The following is a 26,796-nucleotide window of genomic DNA, read 5'->3' as shown; positions in this document are numbered from 1 at the left end:
TTCATGGGCACGACACGGGACACCGACGTGCGGACCGACGGCAGGGACGGCAGGGACGGCAACCGAGGCACTGGTGAGAACGACAGTGCCGGGCGGGACGCCGGCGATCTCGGTGCGGCCGGGGCCCAGTTGTCCACCGCGCCCCGGGAGACGGTCATGCCCGGCTCCTTCGGCGGCGCGCGTACGCCGGGCGCCACGGGACTGCTCGCGTGGACCGGCCGCGAGGTCATCGGCTGGGCCCGCTGGATCTGGCGGCAGCTGACCTCGATGCGGGTCGCGCTGATCCTGCTCTTCCTGCTGTCCCTCGGCGCGATCCCCGGCTCGCTGATCCCGCAGTCCGGGACCGACGAGACGAAGGTGGCCGACTTCCTGTCCCGGCACACCACGATCGGGCCTCTCTACGAGAAGCTCGGGCTGTTCCACGTCTACAGCTCCGCCTGGTTCTCCGCGATCTACATCCTGCTCTTCATCTCGCTCATCGGCTGCATCGTGCCCCGCACCTGGCAGTTCGTCGGCCAGTTGCGCGGCCGGCCGCCGCGCGCCCCGCGCCTGCTGACCCGGCTGCCCGCGTACACGACCTGGCGGACCGAGGCCGGGCCCGAGGAGGTCAGGGACGAGGCGCTGCGGCTGCTGAAGAAGCGGCGCTTCCGTGCCCACCTCGACGGGGACGCGGTCGCCGCCGAGAAGGGCTACCTCCGCGAGGTCGGCAACCTCGCCTTCCACATCGCGCTGATCGTGATGCTGGTCGCCTTCGCCTGGGGCCAGCTCTTCAAGTCCGAGGGCAACAAACTGATCGTCGAGGGCGACGGGTTCGCCAACACGCTCACGCAGTACGACGACTTCAAGTCGGGCAGCCTCTTCGACACGAACGACCTGGAGCCCTTCAGCTTCGTCCTGGAGGACTTCGAGGGCACGTACGAGGAGACGGGGCCCAACAAGGGCACGCCGCGCACGTACCAGGCGAAAGTCGACTACAGCGTGGGCGCGGACGGCAAGGAGCAGAAGAAGACCGTCAAGGTCAACGAGCCGCTGGACATCGACGACTCGAAGGTCTACCTCACCGCCCACGGCTACGCGCCCGTCGTCACCGTCCGGGACGGCAGGGGCGACATCGTCTACCAGCAGGCCGTGCCGCTGCTGCCGCTCGACTCGAACGTCACCTCGACCGGCGCGATCAAGGTCATGGACGGCTACAAGGACGCCGAGGGGAAGCAGGAGCAGCTCGGCTTCCAGGCCTTCTTCCTCCCGGCGTACGGCGGCGACGGCACCGCGGTGGTCTCGCAGTTCCCGGCGCTGCTGAACCCGGTGCTGAACCTGGCGGCGTACCACGGCGACCTCGGGGTCGACGCGGGCCTGCCGCAGAGCGTGTACCAGCTCGACAAGAAGAACATGAAGGAGTTCAAGGACTCCAAGGGCAAGCAGCTGCGGGAGAACCTGAAGCCGGGCGAGACCATGCGGCTCCCGAACGGCGCCGGCTCGATCACCTTCGAGAAGGGGGTCAAGGAGTGGGCGAACTTTCAGACCACCCGACAGCCCGGGGCCGGCTGGGCCCTCACCGGTGCCTTCGGCGCCATCTTCGGCCTGGCCGCCTCCCTCTTCATCCAGCGCCGCCGGGTGTGGGTGCGGGCCGTGACCGGCCCCGACGGGGTCACGGTCGTCGAGATGGCGGGCCTCGGCCGCAGCGAGTCCGCCAAGGTCCCCGAGGAGCTGGGCGCCCTGGCCGGCCATCTGTACGACCTGGCGCCTGGCGTACCCGACACCCCGGGCCCCGGCCCGGACACCGCAGCCTCCGAGAACGAGACACCCACCTCCGAACCCACCCCCGCACCCACCCCCGAACCTCCCGCCGTACCTGCCGAAGGGGCTGAGACGAAGTGACTCTCGCCGCCGCAACCGACCTCGCCGCAACCGACCTGGCCGCCGCGACCAACGAGCACCTCGCGAACGTCAGCAACACGCTGATCTACTCCGCGATGGCCGTCTACACGCTGGCCTTCTTCGCGTACATCGCCGAATGGCTCCTCGGCAGCCGCAGCAAGGTCGGCCGTACGGCCGCCGCGCTGACCGCCGACCGGGCCGGCAAGAAGGCGACCGCCCCGGCGGTCACCGTCCAGACCGCGGGCGGCACCGCCGTGCTGGAGCGGCCCAAGGTCGTCACGCGGGCCGCGGCCGGCGCGCGGGACGTGCCGGACGGGCCCGGCGCGCACGGCGGTGACGCGCAGGGCGACCTGTACGGCCGGATCGCCATCTCCCTCACCGTGCTCGCCTTCCTCATCGCGTTCGGCGGTGTGCTCGCACGCGCCCTGTCGGTGCAGCGGGCGCCGTGGGGCAACATGTACGAGTTCAACATCACCTTCTCCACCGTCGCCGTCGGTGTGTATCTCGCGCTGCTGGCGATGAAGAAGAACGTCCGCTGGATGGGCCTCTTCCTGGTGACCACGGTCCTCCTGGACCTCGGTCTCGCCGTCACCGTCCTGTACACGGCGAGCGACCAGCTGGTGCCCGCGCTCCACTCGTACTGGCTGTACATCCACGTCTCCACGGCGATCTTCTGCGGCGCGGTCTTCTACGTGGGCGCGGTCGGCACGATCCTGTACCTCTTCAAGGACAGCTACGAGAACAAGCTCGCGACCGGCGGCAAGCCGGGCCGTTTCGCGACCTCCGTGCTGGAGCGGCTGCCCGCCTCGGCCTCGCTCGACAAGTTCTCGTACCGCGTGAACGCCGCCGTCTTCCCGCTGTGGACGTTCACGATCATCGCCGGTGCCATCTGGGCGGGCGACGCGTGGGGCCGCTACTGGGGCTGGGACCCCAAGGAGACCTGGTCGTTCATCACCTGGGTCGCCTACGCCTGCTATCTGCACGCCCGTGCCACGGCCGGCTGGAAGGGCCGCAAGGCCGCGTACATCGCGCTCGCCGCCTTCGCCTGCTGGCTGTTCAACTACTACGGGGTCAACATCTTCGTCACCGGCAAGCACTCCTACGCCGGGGTCTAGTCAGGGTCTGGTCAGGGTCTGGTCAGGGTCTGGTCAGGGGTCCGGGCGTGGTCCGGGCGTGGCGGAGAGGGCGGCCGGACAGGGCGTCCTCGGGCCAGTGCACGGAGGCCCGCAGCAGCGGCTCCACGTCCGTGAGCCGGAGCCTCGACAGATGCTCCAGCTCGGACCGCAGCCGCTCGGCGACGACCGGGTCGGGCAGCGCCAGCGGGTCGGTGACCTGCCAGACCCCGTACAGGAGCCGGCGTATCCGCAGGTGCAGGGCGGTGTCCGCGCCCTGGGGCGGTGGCGGGCCGGTGCCGACGCGACCGAGCGCGACCCGGGTGCGGGCGTCGGACGCGGCGCCGCCGTATCCGTCCGGGACGGGTGCGGGGCGGGCGGGGTGGTACGGGGCCGACGCGAGGAAGAGCAGCGCCCGCAGCCACGCCCTCGGGTCGTGACGGGGGAAGGTGTCGCGCAGATACGTGACGGCCGGTTCGGCGGCTCCGAGGGCGAGTTCGTGCTGGAGCCGGTAGAGGGTCCGCTGCTCCCGCGACCCCGAGGAGTCGTGCCCCGAGCTGTCGCAGGAGCTGTCGCAGGAGCCGTCCCCCGGGCCGTCCGGCGCGGCCGGAATGTCCGTGTAGTGGGCGACGAGTGTGCGGTGGGCGGCCTTCCAGGTGCCGTGGTCCGGTTCCCTGCGGTGCAGGTCGAGGAGGAGCAGAGCCCGCAGGAACGGGTCGCCGACGAACTGGCCGGGGACCGAGGGCACGCCCTCCTCGGCGAGCCGGGCCTCCAGGGCCAGGACCCCCACCGCGCCGAAGTCGCCGGGGAGCCGGGCCGCGGCCAGCGCGCACGCCGACTCGCGGTCGTGGGCCACGGCCAGCAGCGCCGGCTCGTCCCGGCGACCGTCCGGCACCAGCCGGTCGAGAAGCTCACGGTAGGCGGGCCGGCCGTCACACGCCTCGTGCTTCTCGCGCTTCTCGCGCGCCTCCTGCGCCTCCTGCGCCTTCTGCGGTACGAGGTCCGCGGTGAGCAGTTCGCCGGGGGTGCCGGCACCCCGGGGCAGGTTCTGCCGGGCTGACTCGGCGAACAGCGTCGTACCAAGCGGGCTGCCGCCGGTCAGCCGGTGGGCGGCGCCCGGGAGCCGGGACGGTACGGCGAGGCCCCGGCAGGCCGCCTCGACGACGCGCGGGGTCTCGTCGGGTGACAGCGGTGACAGCGGTACGAGCAGCGCCCGCGACGAGGCCGTGCCGCCGGGCTCCCAGCCGCTCGTGCGGGCCAGCTCGGACAGGGTGCCGCGGGTCGCGTTGCGCAGGGCCGGATGACCGTGCCCGCGCAGTCCGGCGAAGAACGCCACCCGGTCGGCGATGCCGTCGGCCCGGTCCCGCAGTACCGCTCCGATCAGCCCGATGCCCGGCGCGGTCTGCGCGTTGTCGATGAGGACCACCGGACGCCCGGACCGGTGCCCGCGCGGCAGCGGGCCGCCGTACGCGTCGTCGAGATCGGCCAGCAGGGCCCGTACGAGATGGCCCTCGGCGTGGGTACGGGGGTCGCCGCCCGCCCTGAAGTGGCCGGAGAGAAGGAGGAGTCCGAGCTTCTGGTTGCCGTCGGCGTTCGGGTGGTCGCGGTACCAGGCCGCGGCCTTCCGCAGCCGGCGGTGCGCGGGCGAGACCCCCTCGGAGAACGTCTCCAGGGCGGCCTCGACCACCGGCTCGACCACCGGACCCGTACCCGGCAGCGGGCCGGTGAGCGGGTCGGTGAGGCGGGCCGAGACCCGGCCGACCCAGCGGCTCGTGTGCCCACCGACCCAGGATCCCGTGTCGTTCAGCAGCAGGATCCGTTCGGCCTCCCGGCGGATGCGGGGCACGTCCCGGTCGTTCCAGCCGCCCGCCGCCACGGCGAGCAGGCCCGCCGCGAGCCGTGGGAACGGGATCCGCCCCGCGTCGGCCACCGGCTCCGCGAGCTGCTCGGCGATCGTCACCAGCGCCTGTGACACGGGCGACCAGACCTCGTGCGGCCGTCCCGCGGGAGGTCCCGCGAACCGGTCCGCCTCGCAGTCGATCAGCGCGAGGGGTGTTTGACCCTCGTACGCGGCACGCAGCTCCGCCAGCACCGCGCTCTTGCCGAGCCCGCGGGCCCCGGCGAACACCACGAAGGGGATGTCCTTCGGGTGTTCGCAGGGACTGGGCCCGTGCTGGAACGGGCGCAGGCCGACGAGCCGTGGAGCGAGGCCGGGCGGCTCCGTGTCGAACAAAGCCCCTCGGCCGTACAGCCGTCCGCGCACCGCATCTCTCCCTGGGACCCGTGCTGGGACCCGTGGGTCCGGTTCTCGTAGAGGTGAGGTGTACCAACCGTGGGACGGCCAGGGGGCGTTGCTTCGGAGTGGATCGGATGATGTCCGCGGGCTTACGGAAATGTCGGCGCCGCCGACGGGGTCCGACCGGGCCCGGTTCGGTTCACGGTGATCGAGTCGAGTTCCGACCGCAGGTACCGCAGGTACACATGGGAGCCGACGGGTTCGTACGCCACCCGGCCGGCCGCGGTACGAGCCCCCGCCGGTGTCGGGGGCGCCTGCCGTCGATGCCGGTGGTTCAGTCGGTCGTCGCGGGCAGGCCCAGTCGTACTCCGTAGCCGCCGTCGGCGGTGGGGCCGGCCTCGAAGGAGCCCGCGAGGTTCTCCGCCCGTTCGCCGAGGCCTATCAACCCGACGCGCGAGCCCGGCAGTTCGAGCAGAGGGCGGGTCGGCGGGGTGTTGACGACCGTCACGCCCAGCCCGTCGCCCTCGTGCCACAGACACACCGTCGCGGTGGCGCCGGGCGCGTGCTTGCGTACGTTCGTCAGGGCCTCCTGCACGGTCCGGTAGACCGCGCGCTCGGCCGGTGCCCCGATGCCGGACGGCAGTTCGCCCTTCAGCGTCACCTCGATACCGCTGGTGTCGATCAGTTCCCGCAGATCGGCCAGGGTCGGCTGCGCCGACGGTTCCACCGTACGGCCGCCGGAGTCGCGCAACAGCGTGACCATGTGCCGCAGTTCGTCGAGGGTGGTCACGCTGAGCCCGCGGATCGCGCGGGCCGCCTCGCGCGTCTCGGTGTCCTTCGCGCCGACCTGGAGGGCCCCGGCCCGTACGGCGATGAGGCTCACCTGGTGGGAGACGACATCGTGCATCTCCCGTGCCAGTTGGGCCCGTTCGCGGGCCAGGACGCTCTGGGCGTGCAGCCGGCGCTCGTGTTCCCGTGCCTCCTCGACCTCGGCGAGCCGGTCGGCGGCATCGCGTCTGGCCTGCACCAACTGGCCCAGGAAGACCGGCGCGGCGGCCGTCGCCAGCAGATAGACGAAGTCCACGAACGTCCAGAAGCGGTCGTCCCGCGTGTACTGCGACAGCGGCCACGACAGCGGCCACGGCAGCGTGGAGGCCAGCGCCGACGCGATGGCGCAGACGACGAGCAGCCGCCGGCCCCGGCTGCGTTCGGCCAGGGTGTAGAGGGCGGCCAGGGGCGCCACCACGACCGACGAGAACAACGCGGCGGGCAGCGACAGCAGGAACACCGCCAGGGGGAAGCGCCGCCGCACGACCAGCGCCGCACAGGCGGCGGCCGAGAGGGCCGACTCCAGCGGGGTGTAGTGGTCGAGCTGGAGCCCCACGTCCACGGCCGCGAGGGCGACGAGCAACGCGTCGGCCGGTACGGCTCTCACGGGGCCCCGCACCGGCATCTCGTCGCCCACCGCTGCCCGAACCCGGATCACGCGTGTTCCGCTCCTCCCCGTCCGGCCGCCGTGTCCCCGGGGCACCCCCGGCCCGCCGAACGCCGGCCAAGCCTAAGGGCTGTCCCGTAATGCCCGGCGGGCGCACGACGACAGCTACGGCACCTCGCGGCGTTGCCGGATCACCCGAATACACCCGGTATGAGGGTGACCCGGCGCCTTGCGATGCACCGCATCTGACGCCGCGCGCTGATCCACCGGGCATTACGGGACAGCCCTTGGGGAGGCGGCACGCGGCGGGGCCGGTGGCGGGTTCGGCGTACCCGTTCGAGGACTTTGCCTTCTCTTTACAACCCGGTCCGCCGCTGCCTCGTCTCTCCGCTCGCCATCCGTAACGCAGCCGTCCGCCGTACCACCGTGCGGACGGACCGATGAGAGAGAGCCCACATGCGCCGAACTGTCCTCAGCGCCCTGGCACTCGCGTGCACCGCCGTCCTGGCGAGCACGGTGCCCGCGTTCGCCGACGGGACCGCCCCGACCCCCGTCCCCGCCTCGGTGAAGCCGAGCACCGAACCGACCGAGGCCCCGACCGAGGCCCCGGCCCCGGACGGGAGCAAGCCTCCGGGCACCGCGGCGAGCGCCGCGCCGACCAAGGCGCCGTCCGACGCCGAGGTCTCCGTCGTACCGAGCGGAGCGCCCGACACCGGTGAGGTGTCGACCGGTTCGACGTCCGGTGGCGAGGGCGGCCTGATCGGCACGGGCGCCGCCGCGGCGTTCGCGCTGGGCGGCGCGGCGGTCTACGTCGTACGCCGCCGACGGGCGACCGGGGCGTGACCCTGCCGTCCAGGCGCGCCTTCGTCACCGCGGCGACGGCCACCCTGCTCGTGGGCTGCGGCGGGGGAGGGGGCGGCGGGGCCGACGGGGCCGCCGCCGACCGCGGCCGTGGCGAGAGCTCGTCACCGCCCCCGAGGTCCGCCGGGAAGAACGTGCGCGCCCTCGCGCGCTCGGTGCCCGTCGGGCTGCGTATCCCGGCCATCGAGGTCGACACCCCGGTCATGAAGCTGGGGCTGGCCCCGGACGGCCGTGTGGAGGTGCCTCCGGTCGAGGCCGACGACCGGGCGGGCTGGTACCAGCACTCGCCGACGCCCGGCCAGGAGGGTCCTTCGGTGATCCTCGGCCATGTCACGGTCGGCACGTACGGGGACGGTGTCTTCCGTGATCTCAGGCGACTGCGGCGGGGCGACCGGATCGAGGCGCGGCTGGAGAACGGCACGGCGGCGGAGTTCACCGTCAGCGGCGTACGGACGGTCGCGCAGGCGGAGTTCCCGACGGACGACGTGTACGGGGACGTGGGCCGGCCCGAGCTGCGGCTCATCACCTGCGGCGGCCCCCGCAGCGGCGACGGCTACCGCGACAGCGTGATCGTCTTCGCCGAACTGAGCTGAACTGAACTGAACTGAGCTGAACTGAACTGAACTGAGCTGAACTGAACTGAACTGAGCTGAACTGAACTGAGCTGAACTGAACTGAGCAGAGCTGAGCTGAGTTCGAGCTCAGTTCGAGCGGCCCAGGAAGCTTTTGACCCGAGCCACCAGCATTACCCGCACCACCCGCACCACCCGCACCCCGGATTCCGGGCCGTCGGAACCGTACGCCGACGGTCCGGGATCCTTCCGGGTGAGCCCTACGAGCCACGCACGCCACGTAAGTCCCCCGAATGTCGTCACGACCTGGAGAGCGTTGAAACGGTCCCGCGAGGAGGCAGCGTCCGAGCTGTTCGCCGCCCTCTACCCGCGCCTGGCCGGCTGGTGCCGCCGGCTGGTCGACGACGACGAGACGGCCCACGAGATCGCCTCGGAGGCGTTCACCCGGCTCTGGGCCCGCTGGACCTCCGTGGCCGAGCCCCGCGGCTTCCTCTACGTGACGGCGGCCAACCTGGTCCGGGACCACTGGCGCAAACTGGAGCGCGAACGCAGGGCGGTGCGCCGCGCGACGGCCGAGGCCGCCGTCCGCCCGGAGACCGTACAGGCCGACCCGTCGGTGCGCCTGCTCGTGCAGTCGCTGCCGGAACGGCTGCGCGTCCCGATCCTGCTGCACTACTACGCTGACATGCCGATCCGGGAGGTGTCCGTGCTGACCGGGCGCAAGGAAGGAACCGTCAAGGCCGATCTCCACGCGGCCCGCGAACTGCTCCGCGCCCATCTGAGGAGAAGCGTTGATCACACACTCTGACGACGGCCCGGACTTCGAACCCGACGACCCTCTCGCCGTCATCCTGCGGCCCGCCTCCGACTACCTGGGCCCGCCCCCCGGCCGGTACGAGGCGATCCGCCGCGGCGCTGCCCGCCGCCGGCTGCTCCGCGCCGCGGCCGGGGCCGGCCTGCTGTGCGCCGTCACGGCTCTCGTCGCGCTGCCGGTCCGGCTGGCGGCACCCGACCGGCCCGTGTCCCCGACGGTCCCCCTCGCTCCGCCGTCCACGAGCAGCCGTCCGGCCTCGCCCACCTCGCCGCCGTCGCCCGAGACCGGCGAGTCCGACGCCGGCCGGCCCACCGGGGCGGCCGAGGCCACCAAGAAGCCTTCGGCGGCGAGCCCCGGCGCGTCGACCGGTCCGTCCACGGCCGCCCGCAGCAAGCCGCCGGCGGACTCGGCGGCACCCACCGCGGTGCCGACCGGGACACCGACAGCGGCACCGACGCCTTACGCGAAGTCCCCGGCCCCCACGGAGTGAGCTCACCCCGCTGCCCGCTGCCCGCCACCCGTCAGGGTTTCGGCGGGGCGGTGTCCCCGGGCCCCTCGCCGCCGGTGTCGTCCTTACCGCTGTCCTTACCGCTGTCCTTACCGCTGTCCTTGCTGTCGCCCTTGCTGTCGCCCTTGCTGTCGCCCTTGCTGTCGCCCTTGCCGTCGTCCTTACTGTCCTTGCCGTCCTTGCTCTCGTCCCTGAGGGACTTGAGGAAGTCGGGGTTGTCGTCGGGTGCGACCCAGCCGCCCCGGCGGGACGGTGAGGCGTCGCGCGGGGTGCGGACCCGGCCGACGATCAGCCAGGAGATGGAGCCGACGAGCGGGAACAGCAGCACAAGGATGGCCCAGAGGGGCTTCGGGATGTAGCGGACGTCCTTCTCATCGGTCGTGATGCAGTCGATGAAGGCGTAGATGCTGAGTGCCAGCGGCACCAGGATCATCAGCACCCGAAGCATGCGGTGGTTCCCCCTGCTGTGGAGATGAGTACGAAGAACTCGTGGCCGTCGGGGCCGGTCGAGCGGCCCCCCTTACAGAGCCAGCGTAGCGAGTAGCCGATACTGGAACGCATGGCTTACGACGATCTTCGCTCCCTGCTCCGGGCGCTGGAGCGCGAGGGCGACCTCCAGCGCATCAAGGCCGAGGTGGACCCGTACCTGGAGGTCGGGGAGATCGTCGACCGCGTACAGAAGGCGGGCGGCCCCGCGCTGCTCTTCGAGAACGTGCGCGGATCGGCGATGCCGCTCGCGATGAACGTCTTCGGGACGGACCGCCGCCTGCTCAAGGCGCTCGGCCTGAAGTCGTACGCGGAGATCAGCGAGAGGATCGGCGGACTGCTGAAACCCGAGCTGCCGCAGGGCTTCATGGGGGTGCGCGAGGCCTTCGGGAAACTCGGCGCCATGACGCACGTACCGCCGAAGAAGGTGAAGTCGGACAACGCCCCCGTTCAGGAGGTCGTGCTCACCGGCGACGACGTCGACCTGGACGCCCTGCCCGCGCTCTTCACCTGGCCGCAGGACGGCGGGTCCTTCTTCAACCTCGGGCTCACCCACACCAAGGACCCCGAGTCCGGCATCCGCAACCTCGGGCTGTACCGCCTGCAGCGCCACGACAAGCGCACCATCGGCATGCACTGGCAGATCCACAAGGACAGCCGCAACCACTACGCGGTGGCCGCGCGCCGCGGCGAGCGGCTGCCGGTCGCGATCGCCTTCGGCTGCCCGCCGGCAGTGACGTACGCCTCCACCGCGCCGCTGCCCGGTGACATCGACGAGTACCTCTTCGCCGGGTTCCTGCAGGGCAAGCGGATCGAGATGGTCGACTGCAAGACGGTGCCGCTCCAGGTGCCGGCGCAGGCCGAGGTCGTCATCGAGGGCTGGCTGGAGCCGGGCGAGATGCTCCCCGAGGGCCCCTTCGGCGACCACACGGGCTTCTACACGCCGCAGGAGCCCTTCCCGGCGCTGACCATCGACTGCGTGACGATGCGCAAGCGCCCGCTGATCCAGTCGATCGTGGTCGGCCGCCCGCCGACGGAAGACGGTCCGCTGGGCCGCGCGACGGAACGCTTCTTCCTCCCCCTCCTCAAGATCATCGTGCCGGACATCGTGGACTACCACCTCCCCGAGGCGGGCGGCTTCCACAACTGCGCGATCGTCGCGATCGACAAGAAGTACCCGAAGCACGCCCAGAAGGTGATGCACGCCGTCTGGGGCGCCCACATGATGTCGCTGACCAAACTCATCGTGATCGTCGACTCCGACTGCGACGTCCACGACCTGCACGAGGTGGCGTGGCGCGCGCTGGGCAACACGGACTACTCCCGTGACCTCACCGTGGTCGAGGGTCCGGTCGACCACCTCGACCATGCCTCGTACCAGCAGTTCTGGGGCGGCAAGGCGGGCATCGACGCCACGCGGAAGTGGCCCGAGGAGGGCTACACGCGGGACGGCGGCTGGCCCGAGATGGTCCTCTCGGACCCGGATACGGCGGCGAAGGTCGACCGCCGCTGGAAGGAGTACGGACTCTCGTGAGCAGCGCATCAGCGGCGGTCCCGCAGCCGCAGCCCCAGCCGCAGCCCCAGCCCGGGCGCACGAAGGCGTTCCTGCGGCTCGTCATGATCGAGCACTCCGTCTTCGCGCTGCCGTTCGCGTACATCGCGGCGCTGACGGCGATGTTCCTGACGGACGGCGACATCCAGTGGGGCCGGCTGCTCCTCGTCACCGTGGCGATGGTCGGGCTGCGGACCTTCGCGATGGCCGTGAACCGGATCATCGACCGGGAGATCGACGCCCGGAACCCGCGTACGGCCCACCGGGAGCTGGTCACCGGCGCGATGTCGGTGAAGCACGCCTGGACGGGCGCGCTGGTGGCTCTGGTGTTCTTCCTCGGCGCTGCGGCCCTGCTCAACCCGCTCTGCCTGGCACTGGCGCCCATCGCGGTGATCCCGATGGTGGTCTACCCGTACGGCAAGCGGTTCACGAACTTCCCGCAGGCCATCCTGGGTCTCGCCCAGGCGATGGGCCCGATCGGCGGCTGGCTGGCGATCACCGGTGAGTGGTCGTGGGACGCCGTGATCCTGGGTCTGGCGGTCGGCGTCTGGATCGGCGGCTTCGACCTGATCTACGCCTGCCAGGACGTGGAGACGGACCGCGAGGTCGGCGTGAAGTCGGTACCGGCGCGCTTCGGTGTGCCGGCCGCGATCTGGGGCGCGAGGGGCTGCCACGCGATCACGACCGGCCTCCTGGTCTGGTACGCGCTGGCCACCGACGCGGAAGTCTTCTTCTGGCTGGGCCTGCTGATCGTGGCGGGCGCGTTCCTGTACGAGCACAGCATCGTCCGCCCGACCGACCTGTCCCGCCTGAACCGCGCGTTCTTCCAGGTCAACGGCTTCATCGGCATCGCACTGTTCGCGTGCGCGCTGCTGGATCTGGTGGTGCGGGGGCTCACGGTCTAGCCGACGGCACGCTTCGACTCAGCCCGCGTCGGCCTGGCCGGCGCGGGCTTTCTTGATGAGAGCGGGGGCGTCGGCGGAGACGAATGAGCCCATGCCGACCTCGGTATGAACGAGGCCCTCCTCCTTCAGGCCCACGTTCACCTTGGCCGCCGTTGCTGTGGCGATGCCGAACTCCGCGACGATCGCCTGCACCGAGGGCACACGGCTGCGCGGCGGGTAGGTGCCGTCTTCGATGCGGTCACGGATGACGGCTGCCACTTGGCGCCACCTGGGTACGTCCGGCGCGAATTCCATTCACCTGTCCGTAGCGTTCTGGGCGTCCGCCTCGGCGCGGGCTTTCCTGATGAGGGCGGGGGCGTCGGGGGAGACGTAGGAGCCCATGCCGGGCTCCGTGTAGAGCAGCCCCTCTTTCTTGAGGCCCGCGTTCACCTTCTGTGCTGTGGCCGTGGCGATGCCGAACTCTTCGACGATCTGCTGCACGGAGGGCACGCGACCGCGAGGCGGGTAGGTGCCGTCCTCGATGCGGGAGCGGATCACTGTGGCCACCTGCCGCCAGCGAGGAATATCAGGTACGAAGTCCATCACTACGCCATGGTGTATGCATCGTGGCGTGATAGTCGATCTCTAGTTCCCCTAGAATACGTAGTGGACTTGGAGTACCTTGAGGACATCGCACCCCGGCGGCGATACCGGTCGCCCCGGGGCACGGCACCAGCCTTAGAGGAGCTGACGCATGTCCGACCATATCCCTCCCCTGTTGCCCTGGGTGAGCCTTCTGCTGGCTTCCCTCGGTGTGCTCGTCTTCCTCGTGCGGTTCGCGCCACCCGTGCCGAGCGGGCGACACCGCCGAGGCGGCTTGGTCCTGCGGCCGGAGCGGCGACCCGCCCCGGCCACGGTGGTCCGGCGCCCCCTCGGCGTCCACGAGAGGCCCCTCGACGGCACGGCGAACCGCTCCGTGCGCCCGTACGTCCTGTGCGGAACGGGGGCCGTATGAACATCGGCGGATCCGACGGCACGGACGGCGCGCGTCAGCTCCGGCTGCTGCCCTGGTACGGCCTGCACGGCGGGCCCGCCTACGTCATCGCCGATCCGGAGCGGCCGGGGCCGGTCTCGCGGTACGCGGACGTGGTCGAGGCGACCCACCTGGAGATGACGGCCGTACTGCTCGGCCACGCCCGCGAACTGGCCGACGAGGCGACCCCCGTCGAACTGCGCCACTTGGTGGCGGAACTGACACAGGCACTGACCGACACCCTGCGCATCGCCTCCGGGGTGCGGCGGTAGGGGGCGGGGGCTTCCGGTGCCCCGGCCTCGGGACGCCGGAGCTCTCCGGTCCGCTACCGTGCGGCCTGCGTCGAAAGCGGAACCCCAGGGAGGCCACCGTGACCGTCCCGGACGCCGGTAGGCCGTATTCGCGGCTCAGCGGACTGGCGGACCTGTTTCCCGGTCGGCTGACGGAGATCGCCGACGGCCGTGTCATCACCGTTCCGGTCGTGCCGTTCCACGGGAAGACCATCCAGCGGTTGTGGTCGGACCTGGAAGGCCAGCTGCCCGGCGGGCGGGCCGTCGTGGGTGACGTGGCGTTCGTGTTCGACGACGACAACGAGTTCTGCCCCGACCTCGCGGTCATCCCGGCCGAAGCCGAGGACGAGAACCGCAGTGCCTACCCCGCCGACCTGATCGAACTCGTCGTCGAAGTGGTGTCGCCGAGCAGTGTCCGACGTGACTACGAGGTCAAGCCCCGCTGGTACGCCTCCCGCGGCATCGCCAACTATCGCGTCGTCGACCCGCTCGAAGGGCACTGCGTGACCATGTGGAACCCCGGCCCCGACGGCTACCGCGGTCGTGACGTCGTCCCGTACGGCACCGACCTGACCGTCGACTCGTCGCTCGGCGGGCTGACACTCGGCACCGGGCGGCTGCCCGTGGACCCCGTGGCGCGCCACCGGTCCTGAGTCAGTGTCGTCGCGCCGGTAGGCTCAAGGTGTGAACGCAGGAGAAACAGAGCGTCGGCCTTGGATCGTGGGGGTCTCCGGCGCGTCCGGAACGCCGTATGCCGCTGCCGTGCTGCGTGCTCTCCTCGCGGCCGGTGAGAGCGTCGACCTCGTCGTCTCGCGGGCCTCGCGGCTCACCCTGCTGGACGAGACCGGGATCAGCTTCCGGGACGCCCACTGGCAAGGCGACCTGCGGGAGTGGCTCGGCCGGGGGGCCGACGGCAAGCCCGGCACGTTCGCGGTGGACGTCGACGACGTACGGCACTGGAGCGCGGGGGACCTGGCGGCGGGGCCGTCCTCCGGCTCGTACCCTTCCCAGGGCATGCTCATCGTGCCCGCCTCCACCGCCTGTGTCGCCGGAGTCGCGCTCGGCCTCTCCAAGGACCTGCTGCAGCGTGCCGCGAGCGTGGTCCTCAAGGAGCGGCGGAGGCTGGTCGTCGCCGTCAGGGAGACCCCGCTGAACGGGCAGACCCTGCGTCACCTGGTGACCCTCGACGACGCGGGCGCGACCGTACTGCCGGCCTCCCCGGCGTTCTACGCGGGGGCCACGCACATCCAGGACCTGGTGGACTTCGTCGCCGGGCGCGTGCTGGACGCGGCGGGCGTCGGGCACACGCTGTACCGCCGCTGGGAGGGCGAACTCGGCGGCGGCTCCCGCACCACCTGAACACAGCGCTACCCACTCATACTTCAGGAACTTTTCAGCGGAAGGCTTTCGATCGCATGGACGCGGTGGACAGGCAGCTCATCCAGGCTCTCAGGGAGAACGGCCGGGCCTCCTACGCGGAGCTGGGACGCCTCGTCGGACTGTCGGGGCCCAGCGTCACCGACCGCATCAACCGCCTGGAGGCGGCCGGTGTCATCACCGGCTACCGCGCGACGGTCGACTCGGCCTCGCTCGGACTCGGCGTCATCGCCCTCATCGGCATCTCCCTCTCCGACGCCGCCGACCACGAGGACGTGGCACGCCGGATGAAGGACCTCGGCGAGATCGAGGACTGCTGGTTCATCGCCGGCGACGACTCCTACATGCTCAAGGTGCGGGCGTCCGACGTGGACGGCCTGGAGCGGACCATCCGCCGGCTGTCCGGGACCAAGGGCGTCTCCAGGACCCGTACCACCATCGTGCTCTCCACGAAGTGGGAGAACAGGGTGGGCGAGCTGCCCGAGGAGGAGTAGGACGGGCGCGGGAGTACGGTTGAACGGTTGCGCGATCCACACGAATCGGCGCAGGTCAGCAGGTCACGCAGGTCACGCAGGTCACAAGGAGAGGTACACGCATGGACGTCGGGCTCAAGCGCGAGCTGGAGGACAAGGTCCGGGCCGGTGAGCGGCTGACCCGCGAGGACGGCATCGCGCTCTACGAGTCGGACGACCTGGCCTGGCTGGGCGGGCTCGCCCACGAGGTGCGCACCCGTAAGAACGGTGACGTCGTCCACTTCAACGTCAACCGCCACCTCAACATGACGAACGTGTGCACCGCGTCGTGCGCCTACTGCTCGTTCCAGCGCAAGCCGGGCGAGAAGGACGCGTACACGATGCGTATCGAGGAGGCGGTGAAGCTCGCCAAGGCGATGGAGGGCGAGAACCTCACCGAGCTGCACATCGTCAACGGCCTCCACCCGAACCTGCCGTGGCGCTACTACCCGCGCTCGCTCAGCGAACTGAAGAAGGCCCTCCCGAACGTCTCCCTGAAGGCTTTCACCGCCACCGAGATCCATCACTTCGAGACGATCTCCGGGCTCAGCGCCTCCGAGATCCTCGACGAGCTGATCGACGCGGGGCTCGAATCCCTGACCGGTGGCGGCGCGGAGATCTTCGACTGGGAGGTCCGGCAGCACATCGTCGACCACCGCACCCACTGGGAGGACTGGTCGCGCATCCACCGCCTCGCGCACGAGAAGGGTCTCAAGACCCCGTGCACGATGCTGTACGGGCACATCGAGGAGCCCCGTCACCGGGTCGACCACGTCCTGCGCCTGCGTGAGCTGCAGGACGAGACCGGCGGTTTCCAGGTCTTCATCCCGCTGCGTTACCAGCACGACTTCGTCGACATGAAGGACGGGAAGGTACGCAACCGGCTGCAGGCCCGTACGCAGATGGCGACCGGCGCGGAGGCGTTGAAGACCTTCGCGGTGTCGCGGCTGCTCTTCGACAACGTGCCGCACGTCAAGGTCTTCTGGGTCATGCACGGCGTCCAGACCGCGCAGCTCGCGCTGCAGCACGGCGCGGACGACATGGACGGGTCGGTCGTCGAGTACAAGATCACGCACGACGCCGACAACTACGGCACACCGAACAAGCTGACTCGCGAGGATCTGCTCGACCTGATCCGGGACGCGGGGTTCCGGCCGATGGAGCGGAACACTCGGTACGAGATCATTCGCGAGTACGAAGGCGCGGACGCGGGGCGGCGGGATTCGCCGCAGCCGATGCGGCTCTGACCTCCTGGGGGCTGCCGCCCCCGGCACCGGCCCCCGGTCCCCGCTTTGTCTGCGGGTGCGCGGGGACCGGGTGCGCCGTTCCCCGCGCCCCTTCAGGGCGAAAGGATTGCGCCGTTCCCCGCGCCCCTTCAGGGCGAAAGGACTGCGCCGTTCCCCGCGCCCCTTGAACGCCGCGCCTGGCCGGGCGGTGAACCGGCGAGCCGGTGGCGAGGCTCGCGGCAGTCGTCCGCCCGTGTCCGGCTCGACAGTCACTTGAGTCACGGGAGGGGTAATAAGTAATCTGCTCGTATGGCCCTTACGTTCGAGCTCGACCCCTCTGTCGGCCCCGCCCTGCGGGACGGCATCACCGACCTGTGGGCCGATGTGTCCAACGCGGGCGGCTCCGTCGGCTTCGTACCCCCCGTCTCGCGCGAGACGGTACGGCCGGAGCTCGTGAAGCACTTCGTCGCGATGGCTGAGGGCCGCACCCGGCTCCTGATCGGCCGCGACGAGGACGGAACCGTCGCCGCGACCGCCTTCCTCGCCCACAACACCCACCGCCTGATGACGCACTGGCTGTGGCTGTACACGGTGATGGTGCACCCGAGGCACCAGGGCAGGGGCTACGGCCGCGACCTGCTCACGGCCGCCGCCGACGCCGCCCGCGGTCTCGACGGCATAGAGGCGATACGGCTCACCTGCCGGGGCGGTGAGGGCCTGGAGCGGTTCTACGGATCGTGCGGCTACAAGGAGGTCGGCCGCGTACCGGACGCGATCAGGGTGTCGCCGGGCGACGACCGGGACGACATCACGATGCTGCTGTCCCTGGGCCGCGTCGACTGACACCGGCGGGGCCGCGCACCCCCGACACCCCCCTACAAGATCGCGGCCCGCGCGTGCTTCACTGGACGGTGGCCTTTGGGAACGTTCGGAACGGAAGAGTGGATTGAGATGCTCCGCTACACACTGATGCGCCTGGGGATCTTCGTGGGCTGCCTCGTGGTCGTCTGGGGCCTCGTCTACTCCGGAGTCGCTCCGCGCGGCCTCGGCGACTCCAACGGTATGTGGGTCGTCATGCTCGCCCTGGTCGTCTCGGCGCCCATCAGCTTCGTGGTCCTCCGCAAGGAGCGCGACCGCGCCTCGATGCAGGTCGTCGAGCGCGTCGACCGCATGAAGTCCAACCTGGAGGCGAACCGCAACCAGGAGGACGAGGCGGTGGACGCGACGTCGGGCAAGGCGTCGAGCGAGACGTCGGGCAAGGTGTTGGGCGAGACGTCGGGCAAGGTGTTGGGCGAGGTGTCCGGCGAGGTGTCCGGCGCCCGGAGCCGGACGGCCTGAAGGTGACGGCGGGCGGCACCCGGGCCCCGATGCGACCGCACCTCGCCCCGGCGTAAGCGTCGGCAGAACATACTCTTTCCTGTATGGGTGCAGTGAAGAGCAAGCGGATGCCCCGTGCCGTGCGCGAACAGCAGATGCTGGACGCCGCCGTGCGGACCTTCGGGCAGCGGGGCTACCGGGCCGCCTCGATGGACGAGATCGCCGATCTGGCAGGCGTGTCCAAGCCGTTGGTCTACCTGTACCTGAACAGCAAGGAAGACCTCTTCACCGCGTGCATCCGGCGTGAGGCCGCCGCCCTGACCGCGGCGGTACGCGCCGGAGTCCGGCCGAACCTGCCCGCCGACCGTCAACTCTGGGAAGGTCTGCGGGCGTTCTTCACACACACCGCGCAGAACCCGGACGGCTGGGCGGTGCTGCACCGTCAGGCGCGTACGCACGGGGAGCCCTTCGCCGCCGAGATCACCTCGATGCGCGAGGAGATCGTGGCGTTCGTCACCCAGCTGATCGTGGTCGCGGCGCGGGAGGCCCACCGGAACCCCTCGCTGCCCGAGCGCGAGGTCGCGGGCCTCGCCGAAGCCCTCGTCGGCGCCGCCGAGTCCCTCGCGGCCTGGGCCAACGCCACCCCCGGAGTCTCCGCCCGGCAGGCCGCCGCGACCCTGATGAACTTCGCGTGGGCGGGTCTGGGCGACCTGATGGAGGGCCGGCCGTGGGCCGAGGCCCCGGAGACCGCCGTGGCCCCGGAGGGCGGGGAGGTCCCCGAGACCGCCGCGGCCCCGGAGGGCGCGGAGCCCGCGCGGACCGCGGTGGCCGGGCCGAGGCCCTGAAGCAGGGGCAACGCCGGTGCTGCCGCCCCGATCAGGCGAGCGGCAGTACTTCCCCCGTCAGATGCAGTCGGCCGCCGTCGGTCCCCCGCAGTTCGAAACGGCTGCTGCTCGCCCCGTACGACACCGTCCCCGGCAGCAGCACCGGCGCCCTGAACTCCGCCCGTATCCGGGCCGCTTGGGGTGTCCCGCGCTCGGCGAGGCAGCGCGCCACGGTCCACATGCCGTGCGCGACGGTCCGGGGGAAGCCGAACATCCGGGCGGTGAGGGGGTGCAGATGGATCGGATTGCGGTCTCCGGACGCGGCCCCGTACCGCCGCCCGACATCCCCCGCGAGATGCCACTCGGCGAGCACGGGCAGCGGCTTGAGCTCCGCCGCCGCGGCCTGCCCGCGAAGCCGCCCCGCGACGGCCTGCTCGGCAACGCCCGCGGTCCGCTCGCCGGTGCTCTCCGTCGTGGTGCTCTCCGTCGTGGTGGTGCTCTCCGCCGTCGTGGTGCCGTGGCGGGCCAGATACGTGCTGCGTGACTCCCACACGAGTTCACCGCCCGCCCTCACCTCGGTCACGACGACGGCCTCGGTGCCGCGTCTGTGGGGCAACAAGTCAGCGACACACACGCCGAGTTCGTACTCTCCGGTGGTCGTGAGCGCCCTGTGCTGCGTGATCCCGATGGACGTGTGCACCAGTCCGAGCAGCGGCAGCGGGAACGTCCGCCCGCTCATCAGCCGCATGGCCGCCGGGAAACCGAGCACATGCGGATAGGTCGGCGGCAACTCGTCCGCCCCCACCCCGAACCCGCAGGCCCGCTCGTACGCGGCGAGCCTGCCCAGGTCGACCCGCACCCCGGGGAGGACCAGCCGGGTACGGGGCGCGGTGACTCCGGTCCTGGGCCGCTTGAACGGAGAGAGCACCGCTCCCCGGGCGAGCAGGGGCCACAGGGACGGCGACCGGCCGAGGGTATGTGTACGAGTCCGACTGCTGTTCATGACATCCACCAGGTCACTCATCTCCGACTCTCCTCCACAACGACCCGCTTGTCTTGAGGGGCGCGGGGAACGGCGCACCCAGCCCCCACGCACCCGCACCCGCACCCGCACCCGGCATCAGCCCACAACCCGCCCAGCGCCGCAGGCCCCCGCTCACGCCCCCAAAAGGCTCTGCCCGCACACCCGCACGACCTGCCCGTTGACCGCTCCGGACCCCGGACTCGCGAACCACGCCGTCGTCTCGGCGACATCCACCGGCAGCCCGCCCTGCGCGAGCGAGTTCATCCGCCGCCCCGCCTCACGGATGAACAGCGGCACCGCGGCCGTCATCCGCGTCTCGATGAAGCCGGGCGCGACGGCGTTCACCGTCACGCCGTACTCCGAGAGCGCCCGCGGCCCCAGGGCCCGTACGAGCCCCACGATCCCCGCCTTGGACGCGGCGTAGTTCGTCTGGCCGGCGTTGCCCGCGATCCCGGCGATGGACGCGGTCGCCACGACGCGCCCGCCCGGGCGGAGCGTGCCACCGGACAGCAGTGCGTCGGTCGTGCGCAGCACGCTGGCGAGGTTGACGTCGAGCACCGAACTCCAGCGCTCGGCAGGCATGTTGACCAGCCGCCGGTCCCGCGTGATCCCCGCGTTGTGGACGAGGACGTCCAGCCCTTCGGGCAGCGCGTCGGCGATCCGCGCCCCCGCGTCGGCCGCCGTGATGTCCAGCGCGAGGGCGACCCCGCCGAGCCGTCCGGCGACCGCGGCCAGGTCGGCCCCGGCGGCGGGCACGTCCAGGCACACCACCCGCGCCCCGTCCCGCGCGAGCGTCGCGGCGACGGCCTCCCCGATCCCGCGCGCGGCCCCGGTGACCAGGGCGGTCCGTCCGGCGAGCGGCTTGCCCCAGTCCGCGGGCGCCATCGTCGCGCCGTCACCGTCACCGTCACCGACCTCGATCACCTGCCCGCTGACGTACGCCGACCGCGGCGAGAGCAGAAAGCGGAACGTCGACTCCGCGGCACGCGCGTCCGTGAGCCGTACGAGATTCACGGTCCTGCCCCGCCCGATCTCCTTGCCGAGGGACCGTACGAACCCTTCGAGGCCCTGCTGCACGGCGGCCTGGTGGTGGTCGGCGGGGTCCGGGGGCGAGCCGAGCACCACGATCCGCCCGCTCCCGGCGACCGACCGGACGACGGGGTGGAGCGCCGCGTGGACCTCGGCGAGCGTGTCGACGTCACGGACACCCGTGGCGTCGAGGACGACGGCGACCGGGTTGTCCGTGCCCAGGTCCAGCCCCGAGCCGGCCGGCACCAGGTCCAGGTCCAGCCCCGCGAGCGCGAGGACGGGCGCCAGGTCGAGGTCGGACCTGCCCGCTGTGAGGTGCAGCAACCGGCCTTGCAGAGAGGGCTGTTCGGCGCTCCACCGCCGTAGCCGCGCCGGCTGGGGCAGGCCGAGCCGCCGGGTCAGGAAGCGGCCGGGCGCGGTGCCGGTGAGGCTCAGATAGCGGTCGGCCATGGTGCAGCTCCAGCTCGGTCGAATGCGCTCGGTCGATGCGCTCGGTCGGATGCGCTCGGGCGCAGGCTCGCACGGGCGCCCTCTCCTGCTTACTCTGGAGTAAGGTTACCCGAGGTAATACTATGTCACCGTGAGGGAGCAGGTCGAGATGAGCCCCGTCGAACCCAGCAGCGCGCCCCGGCCTCTCCGCGCCGCCGGCCCCGGCCCCGTCCCCACCGCCGGACCCCTCCGTATGCCGGAGCCGCGCCGCGTCGCGGTCGTCGGCGGTACGCGCATCCCCTTCGCCCGCTCCGACGGCCCGTACGCCACCGCCTCGAACCAGGAGATGCTGGCCGCGGCCCTCGACGGCCTCGTGGACCGTTACGGACTCGAAGAGCCGGGCGCGGTGGGGGAGGTGGTGGCCGGTGCCGTCCTGAAGCACAGCCGCGACTTCAACCTCGCGCGGGAGACCGTGCTCGGCTCACGGCTCGACGCCCGCACACCCGCGTACGACATCCAGCAGGCCTGCGGCACCGGTCTCCAGGCCGTCGTAGCGGCGGCCAACAAGATCACCCTCGGGCAGACCGAGTCCGCCGTCGCGGGCGGCGCGGACACGGCGAGCGACGCCCCGCTCGGCGTCAACGACCAGCTGCGGCGCATCCTGCTGGAGGTCCGGCGAGCGAAGTCGGCGGGGGCCCGTCTGAAGGCCCTCGCCCGCGTCCGCCCCGGCCACCTCGTCCCGGAGATCCCGCGCAACGCCGAGCCGCGTACCGGGCTTTCGATGGGCGAGCACGCGGCGGTCACCGCCCGGACGTGGGCCGTCACCCGCGAGGCGCAGGACGAACTCGCGGCGGCCAGCCACCAACGGCTCGCCGCCGCCTACGAACGCGGCTTCTTCGACGACCTGGTCGTCCCCTTCCCGGGGCTGGAGCGGGACCAGAACCTCCGCCCCGGCTCGACGGTCGCCGAACTGGCCTCGTTGAAGCCCGTGTTCGGCGCGCACGACCCCAACCCGACCATGACCGCGGGAAATTCGACGCCCCTGACCGACGGCGCGGCCACCGTGCTCCTCGCGAGCGACGCGTGGGCGTCGGGGCGCGGCCTGACTCCCCTCGCGTACCTGACGGCGTACGAGACTGCGGCCGTGGACTTCGTGGCGGGGGACGTGGCCGGCGGGGCGGACGGGTTGCTCATGGCACCCGCCCACGCGGTCCCGCACATGCTGGAAAGGGCCGGACTCGGCCTCGACGACTTCGACTTCGTCGAGGTGCACGAGGCGTTCGCGTCGCAGGTGCTCGCCACCCTCGCGGCCTGGGAGAAGCGGGGGCTTGGCCAGGTCGACCGGGACCGGCTCAACGTGGCGGGCTCGTCACTGGCCACCGGCCACCCCTTCGCGGCCACCGGGGCGAGGATCGTGGCGACCCTGGCCAAACTGCTCGCGGAGCGCGAGGGCCCCGGCCGCGGCCTGATCTCGATCTGCGCGGCGGGCGGCCAGGGCGTGACGGCGATCCTCGAACGCCCGTGACACGGGCGGACGGGGGCGGGCGACCGCGGCGCGCCCACGCGCACCCGCCAGTGACACGGGCAGACGGGCGACCGCGGCGCGCCCACGCACACCTCCCGCCCCGCCCCGCCCCGCCCCGCAGGCAAGGCGCCCCCGCCCACATCCGGCCCTCCTCCATGCCCACATCTCGGGCAGAAGATGAACAGCTGTCCGAACGGGCACCAACCTCTCACCCTTCCGCACACAAGCCCCCCAGTTTCCTGGGTGAACCTGCCCCTTCACGGGTCCGTAATGGGAGAAGCACGAGAGTAAGGAGCCGCCCGTGTCCCGCGATCCCTCTTCCCGCCCCCAGCCCGCCCTACCGGAACCCGAGGTCAAGCGGCTGGACGGGGTCGTACGAGAGGTCTCGGTCCCCCCGCTGATCCTGCCCGTGACGCACGGCTCGCTCGCGGACATCCCGTTCGACAACGCGGACCAGGTGCCGAACGACCCGGTGCTCAGCCGCAAGGGCCCGGACGGCCGCTGGAGGGACGTCACGGCGGCCGAGTTCGCCGACCAGGTGCTCGCGGTCGCCAAGGGGCTGATCGCCGAGGGCCTGATGCCCGGCGACCGGCTCGCCATCATGGCGCGTACGACGTACGAGTGGACGCTGCTGGACTTCGCCGCGTGGGCCGCGGGCCTGGTGACCGTCCCTGTCTATCCGACCTCGTCCGTCTTCCAGACGCGCTGGATCCTCCAGGACTCGGGCGCGGTGGCGATCGCCGTCGAGCATGTGTCGCAGGCCGCCGCGCTCGGCCCCGAACGCGACCGGCTGCCCGACGTCCAGCACATGTGGATCTTCGAGAAGGGACACACGGACCGCCTGGCCGAGCTGGGCCGGGACGTCCCCGACCAGGAGGTCGCCGTACGCCGCGGGGTCCTCGGCCCCGACTCGCTCGCGACGGTCATGTACACCTCCGGTACCACCGGGCGCCCCAAGGGCTGCGCGCTGACCCACGGCAACTTCTTCGCCGAGGTCGACAACGCGGTCGAACTGCTCCACCCCGTCTTCAAGTCCACCTTCAAGGAGCCCGCGTCCACGCTCCTCTACCTCCCCCTCTCGCACGTCTTCGGCCGGATGGTCGCCGTCGCCTGTATGCGCGCCCGGGTACGCCTGGGCCATGCGCCGAGCATCCGTACGGAGGAACTGCTGACCGACCTCGCGGGCTTCAGGCCGACCTTCCTGCTGGCCATCCCGTACGTGCTGGAGAAGGTCTACAACAGTGGCCGCGCGACCGCCGAGAGGATGGGCCGCGCCGCCTCCTTCGACCGTGCCGCCCGGGTGGCACGCGGCTACGGGGAGGCGCTGGAGGCCCAGCAGCACGGCACGGGCTCCGGGCCGAGCGCGAAACTCAGAGCGGCCCGCGCCGTCTACGACCCCCTCGTCTACCGCCGTATCCGCGCGGCCCTCGGCGGCAAGGTCCGCCAGGTGGTCTGCGGCGGTTCCCCGCTCGGCCGCCGCCTCGCCTCCTTCTACGCCGGCGCCGGCATCCAGGTGTACGAGGGCTACGGCCTCACCGAGTCGACGGCCGCGGCGACCCTCACCTACCCGCACCGGCCGCGCCTGGGTACGGTCGGCTGGCCGCTGCCCGGCACCCGGGTGCGGATAGCCCAGGACGGCGAGATCCTGCTGAACGGCAACCAGGTCTTCCGCGGCTACTGGGACCCGCAGGCGGGCGGAGTGGTCCCGGCGGCCCAGGACGGCTGGTTCGCCACCGGCGACATCGGCGAGCTGGACGACGACGGCTACCTCACGATCACCGGCCGCAAGAGGGACATCCTGATCACCACCAGCGGCAAGAACGTCGCACCCGCGCCGCTGGAGGACTGGCTCCGCGCGCACCCCCTCATCAACCAGTGCGTCGTCATCGGCGACAACCGCCCGTACGTCACCGCGCTGGTCACCCTGGACGGCGAGGGCATGGCCCACTGGTGCCGGATGACCGGCCGGGCGGAGGTCCCGACGGCTACCCTGGTCACCGACCCCGACCTGCTCACCGTCCTCCAGCGGGCGATCGACGACGCCAACCGCCTCGTCTCCCGCGCGGAATCGATCCGCCGCTTCACCGTCCTGCCCCTCACCTTCACGGAGACGGCCGGCCACCTGACCCCGACGATGAAGCTCCGCCGCGCGGTGGTGACCCGGGAGTTCGCCGGGGAGATCGAGACGATGTACGACGGGGCACTCGGCAGCGAGTAGGGAGGGGGAGAGGGAGAGGGACGAGAAGGGAGGGGGAGAGACATAGGGGCGGGGGAAAAGGCAGGAGCCCCTTCACCTGACGGTGTGGGGCTCCTTGGGTCTTGCTTCTAGGTTCCGGATCAGAGTGTCGGGCTCGGGAGCCCGGACTCAGCCGAAGGATCAGACGGGGGTGACGTTCTCCGCCTGCGGGCCCTTCGGACCCTGGGTCACGTCGAAGGTAACCGCCTGGTTCTCTTCGAGGGAGCGGAATCCGCTCGCGTTGATCGCGGAGTAGTGGACGAAGACGTCCGGGCCGCCGCCTTCCTGGGCAATGAAACCAAAGCCCTTTTCGGCGTTGAACCACTTCACGGTTCCGGTAGCCATAAGCCCTCCTTGGGCCCAAAGGGTTGCCCTGCTCCAGAACCTGCAAGGAGTAAACAAAAGCTTGTGAACAAAACCTTGTAAACAACTGCATTCGTCTGAAAACGACGAGAGCCCGCGGTCACATGCTCCGCAGGCTCTGTACTGCAAGGGAAACCAAACTGCAACTTGCGGACGACCTTACCCAGGAGGGCAGTCGAAAGCAATAGAGGGCAAGATCACGTCACCCGGAAGTTTGGCGGGCTCGCAGGAGGGGCTCCGGAGAAGCTTCGGAGGGGCGCGCCGGAGGGGCTGACGTAGCGGTATCACTCGGTGTCACAGGGGTTGACACGGGAGGCGGAGGTGGTTTCGTCCCCGCTCGGGCACCCTGGATCCTGCACCGTACCGCATGGGGTCTAGCCTCGCGATGTGGACAATTCTCCTGAGTCTCCCGAGGGGCGTCCCGACGCCCGCCGCTCACGGCCGCGCGTCGGCCACATCCAGTTCCTGAACTGCCTGCCCCTGTACTGGGGACTCGCGAGAACGGGCACGCTGCTCGACTTCGAGCTCACCAAGGACACTCCGGAGAAGCTCAGCGAGCAGCTCGTACGGGGCGATCTCGACATCGGGCCCATCACCCTCGTCGAGTTCCTCAAGCACGCCGACGAGCTGGTGGCCTTCCCCGACATCGCGGTCGGCTGCGACGGCCCCGTGATGTCCTGCGTGATCGTCTCCCAGGTCCCCCTGGACCAGCTGGACGGCGCCCGGGTCGCCCTCGGCTCGACCTCGCGCACGTCCGTACGCCTCGCGCAGCTGCTCCTGTCGGAGCGGTTCGGTGTGGAGCCGTCCTACTACACCTGCCCGCCCGACCTCAGCCTGATGATGCAGGAGGCCGACGCGGCGGTGCTGATCGGCGATGCCGCCCTGCGCGCCAATCTGCTGGACGGCCCGCGCTACGGCCTCCAGGTGCACGACCTCGGCGCCCTCTGGAAGGAGTGGACCGGCCTGCCCTTCGTCTTCGCGGTCTGGGCCGCCCGCCGCGACTACCTGGAACGCGAGCCGGTCCTCACCCGCAAGGTGCACGAGGCCTTCCTCGCCTCCCGCGACCTGTCCCTGGAGGAGGTCGGCAAGGTCGCCGAGCAGGCGGCCCGCTGGGAGGCCTTCGACGAGAAGGTCCTGGAGCGCTACTTCACGACGCTCGACTTCCGCTTCGGCGCACCGCAGCTGGAGGCGGTCAGGGAGTTCGCGCGCAGGGTGGGCCCCACGACCGGTTTCGCGTCGGACGTGAAGGTGGATCTGCTGGAACCGTGAGAGC

27 protein-coding genes and 1 pseudogene are annotated in these 26,796 nt (G+C 71.2%); 20 read left to right on the top strand and 8 right to left on the bottom strand.

Annotated elements, in window-relative coordinates:
• Nucleotides 1–3: 3 nt before the first annotated feature.
• Both ACIOKD_RS17340 and ccsB read left to right on the top strand, forming a co-directional pair.
• Nucleotides 4–1,878 carry a cytochrome c biogenesis protein ResB gene (locus ACIOKD_RS17340; protein WP_402084208.1) on the top strand — a complete coding sequence of 625 codons (1,875 nt, stop codon included), beginning with the start codon at nucleotides 4–6 and terminating at the stop codon, nucleotides 1,876–1,878.
• On the top strand, nucleotides 1,875–2,993 hold the full coding sequence (ccsB, locus tag ACIOKD_RS17335; protein ID WP_402084205.1) for a c-type cytochrome biogenesis protein CcsB: 1,119 nt from the start codon (nucleotides 1,875–1,877) through the stop codon (nucleotides 2,991–2,993). Before ACIOKD_RS17340 ends, ccsB begins: the two co-directional genes overlap by 4 nt.
• A 22-nt stretch (nucleotides 2,994–3,015) precedes the next feature.
• On the opposite strand, the gene ACIOKD_RS17330 is transcribed toward ccsB, so the two are convergent.
• Nucleotides 3,016–5,253, bottom strand: coding sequence for a hypothetical protein (locus tag ACIOKD_RS17330; RefSeq protein WP_402084202.1), 2,238 nt, complete (start codon nucleotides 5,251–5,253; stop codon nucleotides 3,016–3,018).
• A gap of 307 nt (nucleotides 5,254–5,560) precedes the next feature.
• Nucleotides 5,561–6,679, bottom strand: a complete 1,119-nt coding sequence (locus tag ACIOKD_RS17325) for a sensor histidine kinase (protein WP_402084359.1) — start codon at nucleotides 6,677–6,679, stop codon at nucleotides 5,561–5,563.
• A gap of 438 nt (nucleotides 6,680–7,117) precedes the next feature.
• On the opposite strand from ACIOKD_RS17325, the gene ACIOKD_RS17320 reads away from it, so the two are divergent.
• The 4 genes from ACIOKD_RS17320 to ACIOKD_RS17305 all read left to right on the top strand — a co-directional run bounded on the left by ACIOKD_RS17320 (nucleotide 7,118) and on the right by ACIOKD_RS17305 (nucleotide 9,398).
• Nucleotides 7,118–7,504, top strand: a complete 387-nt coding sequence (locus tag ACIOKD_RS17320) for a sortase-dependent protein (protein WP_402084199.1) — start codon at nucleotides 7,118–7,120, stop codon at nucleotides 7,502–7,504.
• Nucleotides 7,501–8,115, top strand: coding sequence for a class F sortase (locus ACIOKD_RS17315; RefSeq protein ID WP_402084196.1), 615 nt, complete (start codon nucleotides 7,501–7,503; stop codon nucleotides 8,113–8,115). The genes ACIOKD_RS17320 and ACIOKD_RS17315 overlap by 4 nt, the downstream gene beginning before the upstream one ends.
• A 295-nt stretch (nucleotides 8,116–8,410) precedes the next feature.
• Entirely contained in the window at nucleotides 8,411–8,902 is a 492-nt protein-coding gene (locus ACIOKD_RS17310; RefSeq protein ID WP_402084194.1) for an RNA polymerase sigma factor, read from the top strand.
• Nucleotides 8,886–9,398, top strand: coding sequence for a hypothetical protein (locus tag ACIOKD_RS17305; RefSeq protein ID WP_402084191.1), 513 nt, complete (start codon nucleotides 8,886–8,888; stop codon nucleotides 9,396–9,398). The genes ACIOKD_RS17310 and ACIOKD_RS17305 overlap by 17 nt, the downstream gene beginning before the upstream one ends.
• A 31-nt stretch (nucleotides 9,399–9,429) precedes the next feature.
• On the opposite strand, the gene ACIOKD_RS17300 is transcribed toward ACIOKD_RS17305, so the two are convergent.
• Nucleotides 9,430–9,864: a PLD nuclease N-terminal domain-containing protein gene (locus ACIOKD_RS17300; RefSeq protein ID WP_402084187.1), complete on the bottom strand. Its 435-nt coding sequence runs from the start codon at nucleotides 9,862–9,864 to the stop codon at nucleotides 9,430–9,432.
• A gap of 111 nt (nucleotides 9,865–9,975) precedes the next feature.
• Between ACIOKD_RS17300 and ACIOKD_RS17295 the strand changes: the two genes are divergently transcribed.
• Together ACIOKD_RS17295 and mqnP are read left to right on the top strand one after the other, a co-directional pair.
• Nucleotides 9,976–11,436: a menaquinone biosynthesis decarboxylase gene (locus ACIOKD_RS17295; RefSeq protein WP_402084184.1), complete on the top strand. Its 1,461-nt coding sequence runs from the start codon at nucleotides 9,976–9,978 to the stop codon at nucleotides 11,434–11,436.
• Nucleotides 11,433–12,359 (top strand): menaquinone biosynthesis prenyltransferase MqnP, encoded by a 927-nt coding sequence (gene mqnP / locus ACIOKD_RS17290; protein WP_402084182.1) that lies wholly within the window; start codon nucleotides 11,433–11,435, stop codon nucleotides 12,357–12,359. The genes ACIOKD_RS17295 and mqnP overlap by 4 nt, the downstream gene beginning before the upstream one ends.
• An 18-nt stretch (nucleotides 12,360–12,377) precedes the next feature.
• Here mqnP and ACIOKD_RS17285 read toward each other — a convergent pair whose 3' ends face one another.
• Both ACIOKD_RS17285 and ACIOKD_RS17280 read right to left on the bottom strand, forming a co-directional pair.
• Entirely contained in the window at nucleotides 12,378–12,617 is a 240-nt protein-coding gene (locus ACIOKD_RS17285) for a GntR family transcriptional regulator (protein ID WP_402084179.1), read from the bottom strand.
• A gap of 36 nt (nucleotides 12,618–12,653) precedes the next feature.
• The gene (locus tag ACIOKD_RS17280; protein WP_402084357.1) at nucleotides 12,654–12,941 is read right to left on the bottom strand and encodes a GntR family transcriptional regulator; all 288 of its coding nucleotides are present in this window, start codon (nucleotides 12,939–12,941) and stop codon (nucleotides 12,654–12,656) included.
• Between the two features lie 151 nt (nucleotides 12,942–13,092).
• Here ACIOKD_RS17280 and ACIOKD_RS17275 point away from each other — a divergent pair, with 151 nt between their 5' ends.
• From ACIOKD_RS17275 to ACIOKD_RS17235, 9 genes and pseudogenes are all read left to right on the top strand, one after another.
• Entirely contained in the window at nucleotides 13,093–13,353 is a 261-nt protein-coding gene (locus tag ACIOKD_RS17275; RefSeq protein WP_402084176.1) for a hypothetical protein, read from the top strand.
• Entirely contained in the window at nucleotides 13,350–13,643 is a 294-nt protein-coding gene (locus tag ACIOKD_RS17270) for a hypothetical protein (RefSeq protein ID WP_402084172.1), read from the top strand. Before ACIOKD_RS17275 ends, ACIOKD_RS17270 begins: the two co-directional genes overlap by 4 nt.
• Before the next feature lie 98 nt (nucleotides 13,644–13,741).
• On the top strand, nucleotides 13,742–14,314 hold the full coding sequence (locus ACIOKD_RS17265) for a Uma2 family endonuclease (RefSeq protein WP_402084170.1): 573 nt from the start codon (nucleotides 13,742–13,744) through the stop codon (nucleotides 14,312–14,314).
• 31 nt (nucleotides 14,315–14,345) lie between these two features.
• Complete coding sequence (locus tag ACIOKD_RS17260; RefSeq protein WP_402084167.1) at nucleotides 14,346–15,020, top strand: UbiX family flavin prenyltransferase; 675 nt, start codon at nucleotides 14,346–14,348, stop codon at nucleotides 15,018–15,020.
• A 56-nt stretch (nucleotides 15,021–15,076) separates the two neighbouring features.
• Complete coding sequence (locus ACIOKD_RS17255; protein ID WP_107020870.1) at nucleotides 15,077–15,532, top strand: Lrp/AsnC family transcriptional regulator; 456 nt, start codon at nucleotides 15,077–15,079, stop codon at nucleotides 15,530–15,532.
• A gap of 101 nt (nucleotides 15,533–15,633) precedes the next feature.
• Complete coding sequence (gene mqnE / locus ACIOKD_RS17250) at nucleotides 15,634–16,797, top strand: aminofutalosine synthase MqnE (RefSeq protein WP_402084165.1); 1,164 nt, start codon at nucleotides 15,634–15,636, stop codon at nucleotides 16,795–16,797.
• Nucleotides 16,798–17,085: 288 nt separating this feature from the next.
• Complete coding sequence (locus tag ACIOKD_RS17245) at nucleotides 17,086–17,619, top strand: GNAT family N-acetyltransferase (protein WP_402084162.1); 534 nt, start codon at nucleotides 17,086–17,088, stop codon at nucleotides 17,617–17,619.
• Between the two features lie 108 nt (nucleotides 17,620–17,727).
• Nucleotides 17,728–18,030: pseudogene (locus ACIOKD_RS17240) on the top strand (DUF4229 domain-containing protein); the annotation flags it as partial.
• Nucleotides 18,031–18,197: 167 nt separating this feature from the next.
• A complete protein-coding gene (locus ACIOKD_RS17235; protein ID WP_402084160.1) occupies nucleotides 18,198–18,938 on the top strand; it encodes a TetR/AcrR family transcriptional regulator in 741 nt (246 codons plus the stop codon).
• 31 nt (nucleotides 18,939–18,969) lie between these two features.
• Here the strand turns inward: ACIOKD_RS17235 and ACIOKD_RS17230 are convergent, their stop codons facing one another.
• Both ACIOKD_RS17230 and ACIOKD_RS17225 read right to left on the bottom strand, forming a co-directional pair.
• Complete coding sequence (locus ACIOKD_RS17230; protein ID WP_402084354.1) at nucleotides 18,970–19,920, bottom strand: MaoC/PaaZ C-terminal domain-containing protein; 951 nt, start codon at nucleotides 19,918–19,920, stop codon at nucleotides 18,970–18,972.
• 153 nt (nucleotides 19,921–20,073) lie between these two features.
• Complete coding sequence (locus ACIOKD_RS17225) at nucleotides 20,074–21,420, bottom strand: 3-oxoacyl-ACP reductase (RefSeq protein ID WP_402084157.1); 1,347 nt, start codon at nucleotides 21,418–21,420, stop codon at nucleotides 20,074–20,076.
• A gap of 232 nt (nucleotides 21,421–21,652) precedes the next feature.
• Here ACIOKD_RS17225 and ACIOKD_RS17220 point away from each other — a divergent pair, with 232 nt between their 5' ends.
• Together ACIOKD_RS17220 and ACIOKD_RS17215 are read left to right on the top strand one after the other, a co-directional pair.
• Nucleotides 21,653–22,924 (top strand): acetyl-CoA C-acetyltransferase, encoded by a 1,272-nt coding sequence (locus ACIOKD_RS17220; RefSeq protein ID WP_402084352.1) that lies wholly within the window; start codon nucleotides 21,653–21,655, stop codon nucleotides 22,922–22,924.
• A 301-nt stretch (nucleotides 22,925–23,225) separates the two neighbouring features.
• Nucleotides 23,226–25,142: an AMP-dependent synthetase/ligase gene (locus tag ACIOKD_RS17215; RefSeq protein WP_402084155.1), complete on the top strand. Its 1,917-nt coding sequence runs from the start codon at nucleotides 23,226–23,228 to the stop codon at nucleotides 25,140–25,142.
• Between the two features lie 159 nt (nucleotides 25,143–25,301).
• Here the strand turns inward: ACIOKD_RS17215 and ACIOKD_RS17210 are convergent, their stop codons facing one another.
• Nucleotides 25,302–25,505, bottom strand: coding sequence for a cold-shock protein (locus tag ACIOKD_RS17210; RefSeq protein ID WP_033319512.1), 204 nt, complete (start codon nucleotides 25,503–25,505; stop codon nucleotides 25,302–25,304).
• 405 nt (nucleotides 25,506–25,910) lie between these two features.
• Here ACIOKD_RS17210 and ACIOKD_RS17205 point away from each other — a divergent pair, with 405 nt between their 5' ends.
• The gene (locus ACIOKD_RS17205; RefSeq protein ID WP_402084152.1) at nucleotides 25,911–26,792 is read left to right on the top strand and encodes a menaquinone biosynthetic enzyme MqnA/MqnD family protein; all 882 of its coding nucleotides are present in this window, start codon (nucleotides 25,911–25,913) and stop codon (nucleotides 26,790–26,792) included.
• Nucleotides 26,793–26,796 lie beyond the last annotated feature (4 nt).

The sequence above is a fragment of the Streptomyces sp. NPDC087844 genome (genome assembly GCF_044742785.1).
Taxonomy (GTDB): Bacteria; Actinomycetota; Actinomycetes; order Streptomycetales; family Streptomycetaceae; genus Streptomyces.
Note: the sequence above shows the minus strand (reverse complement) of the source record. Positions and strands in the feature narration are given on the sequence as shown.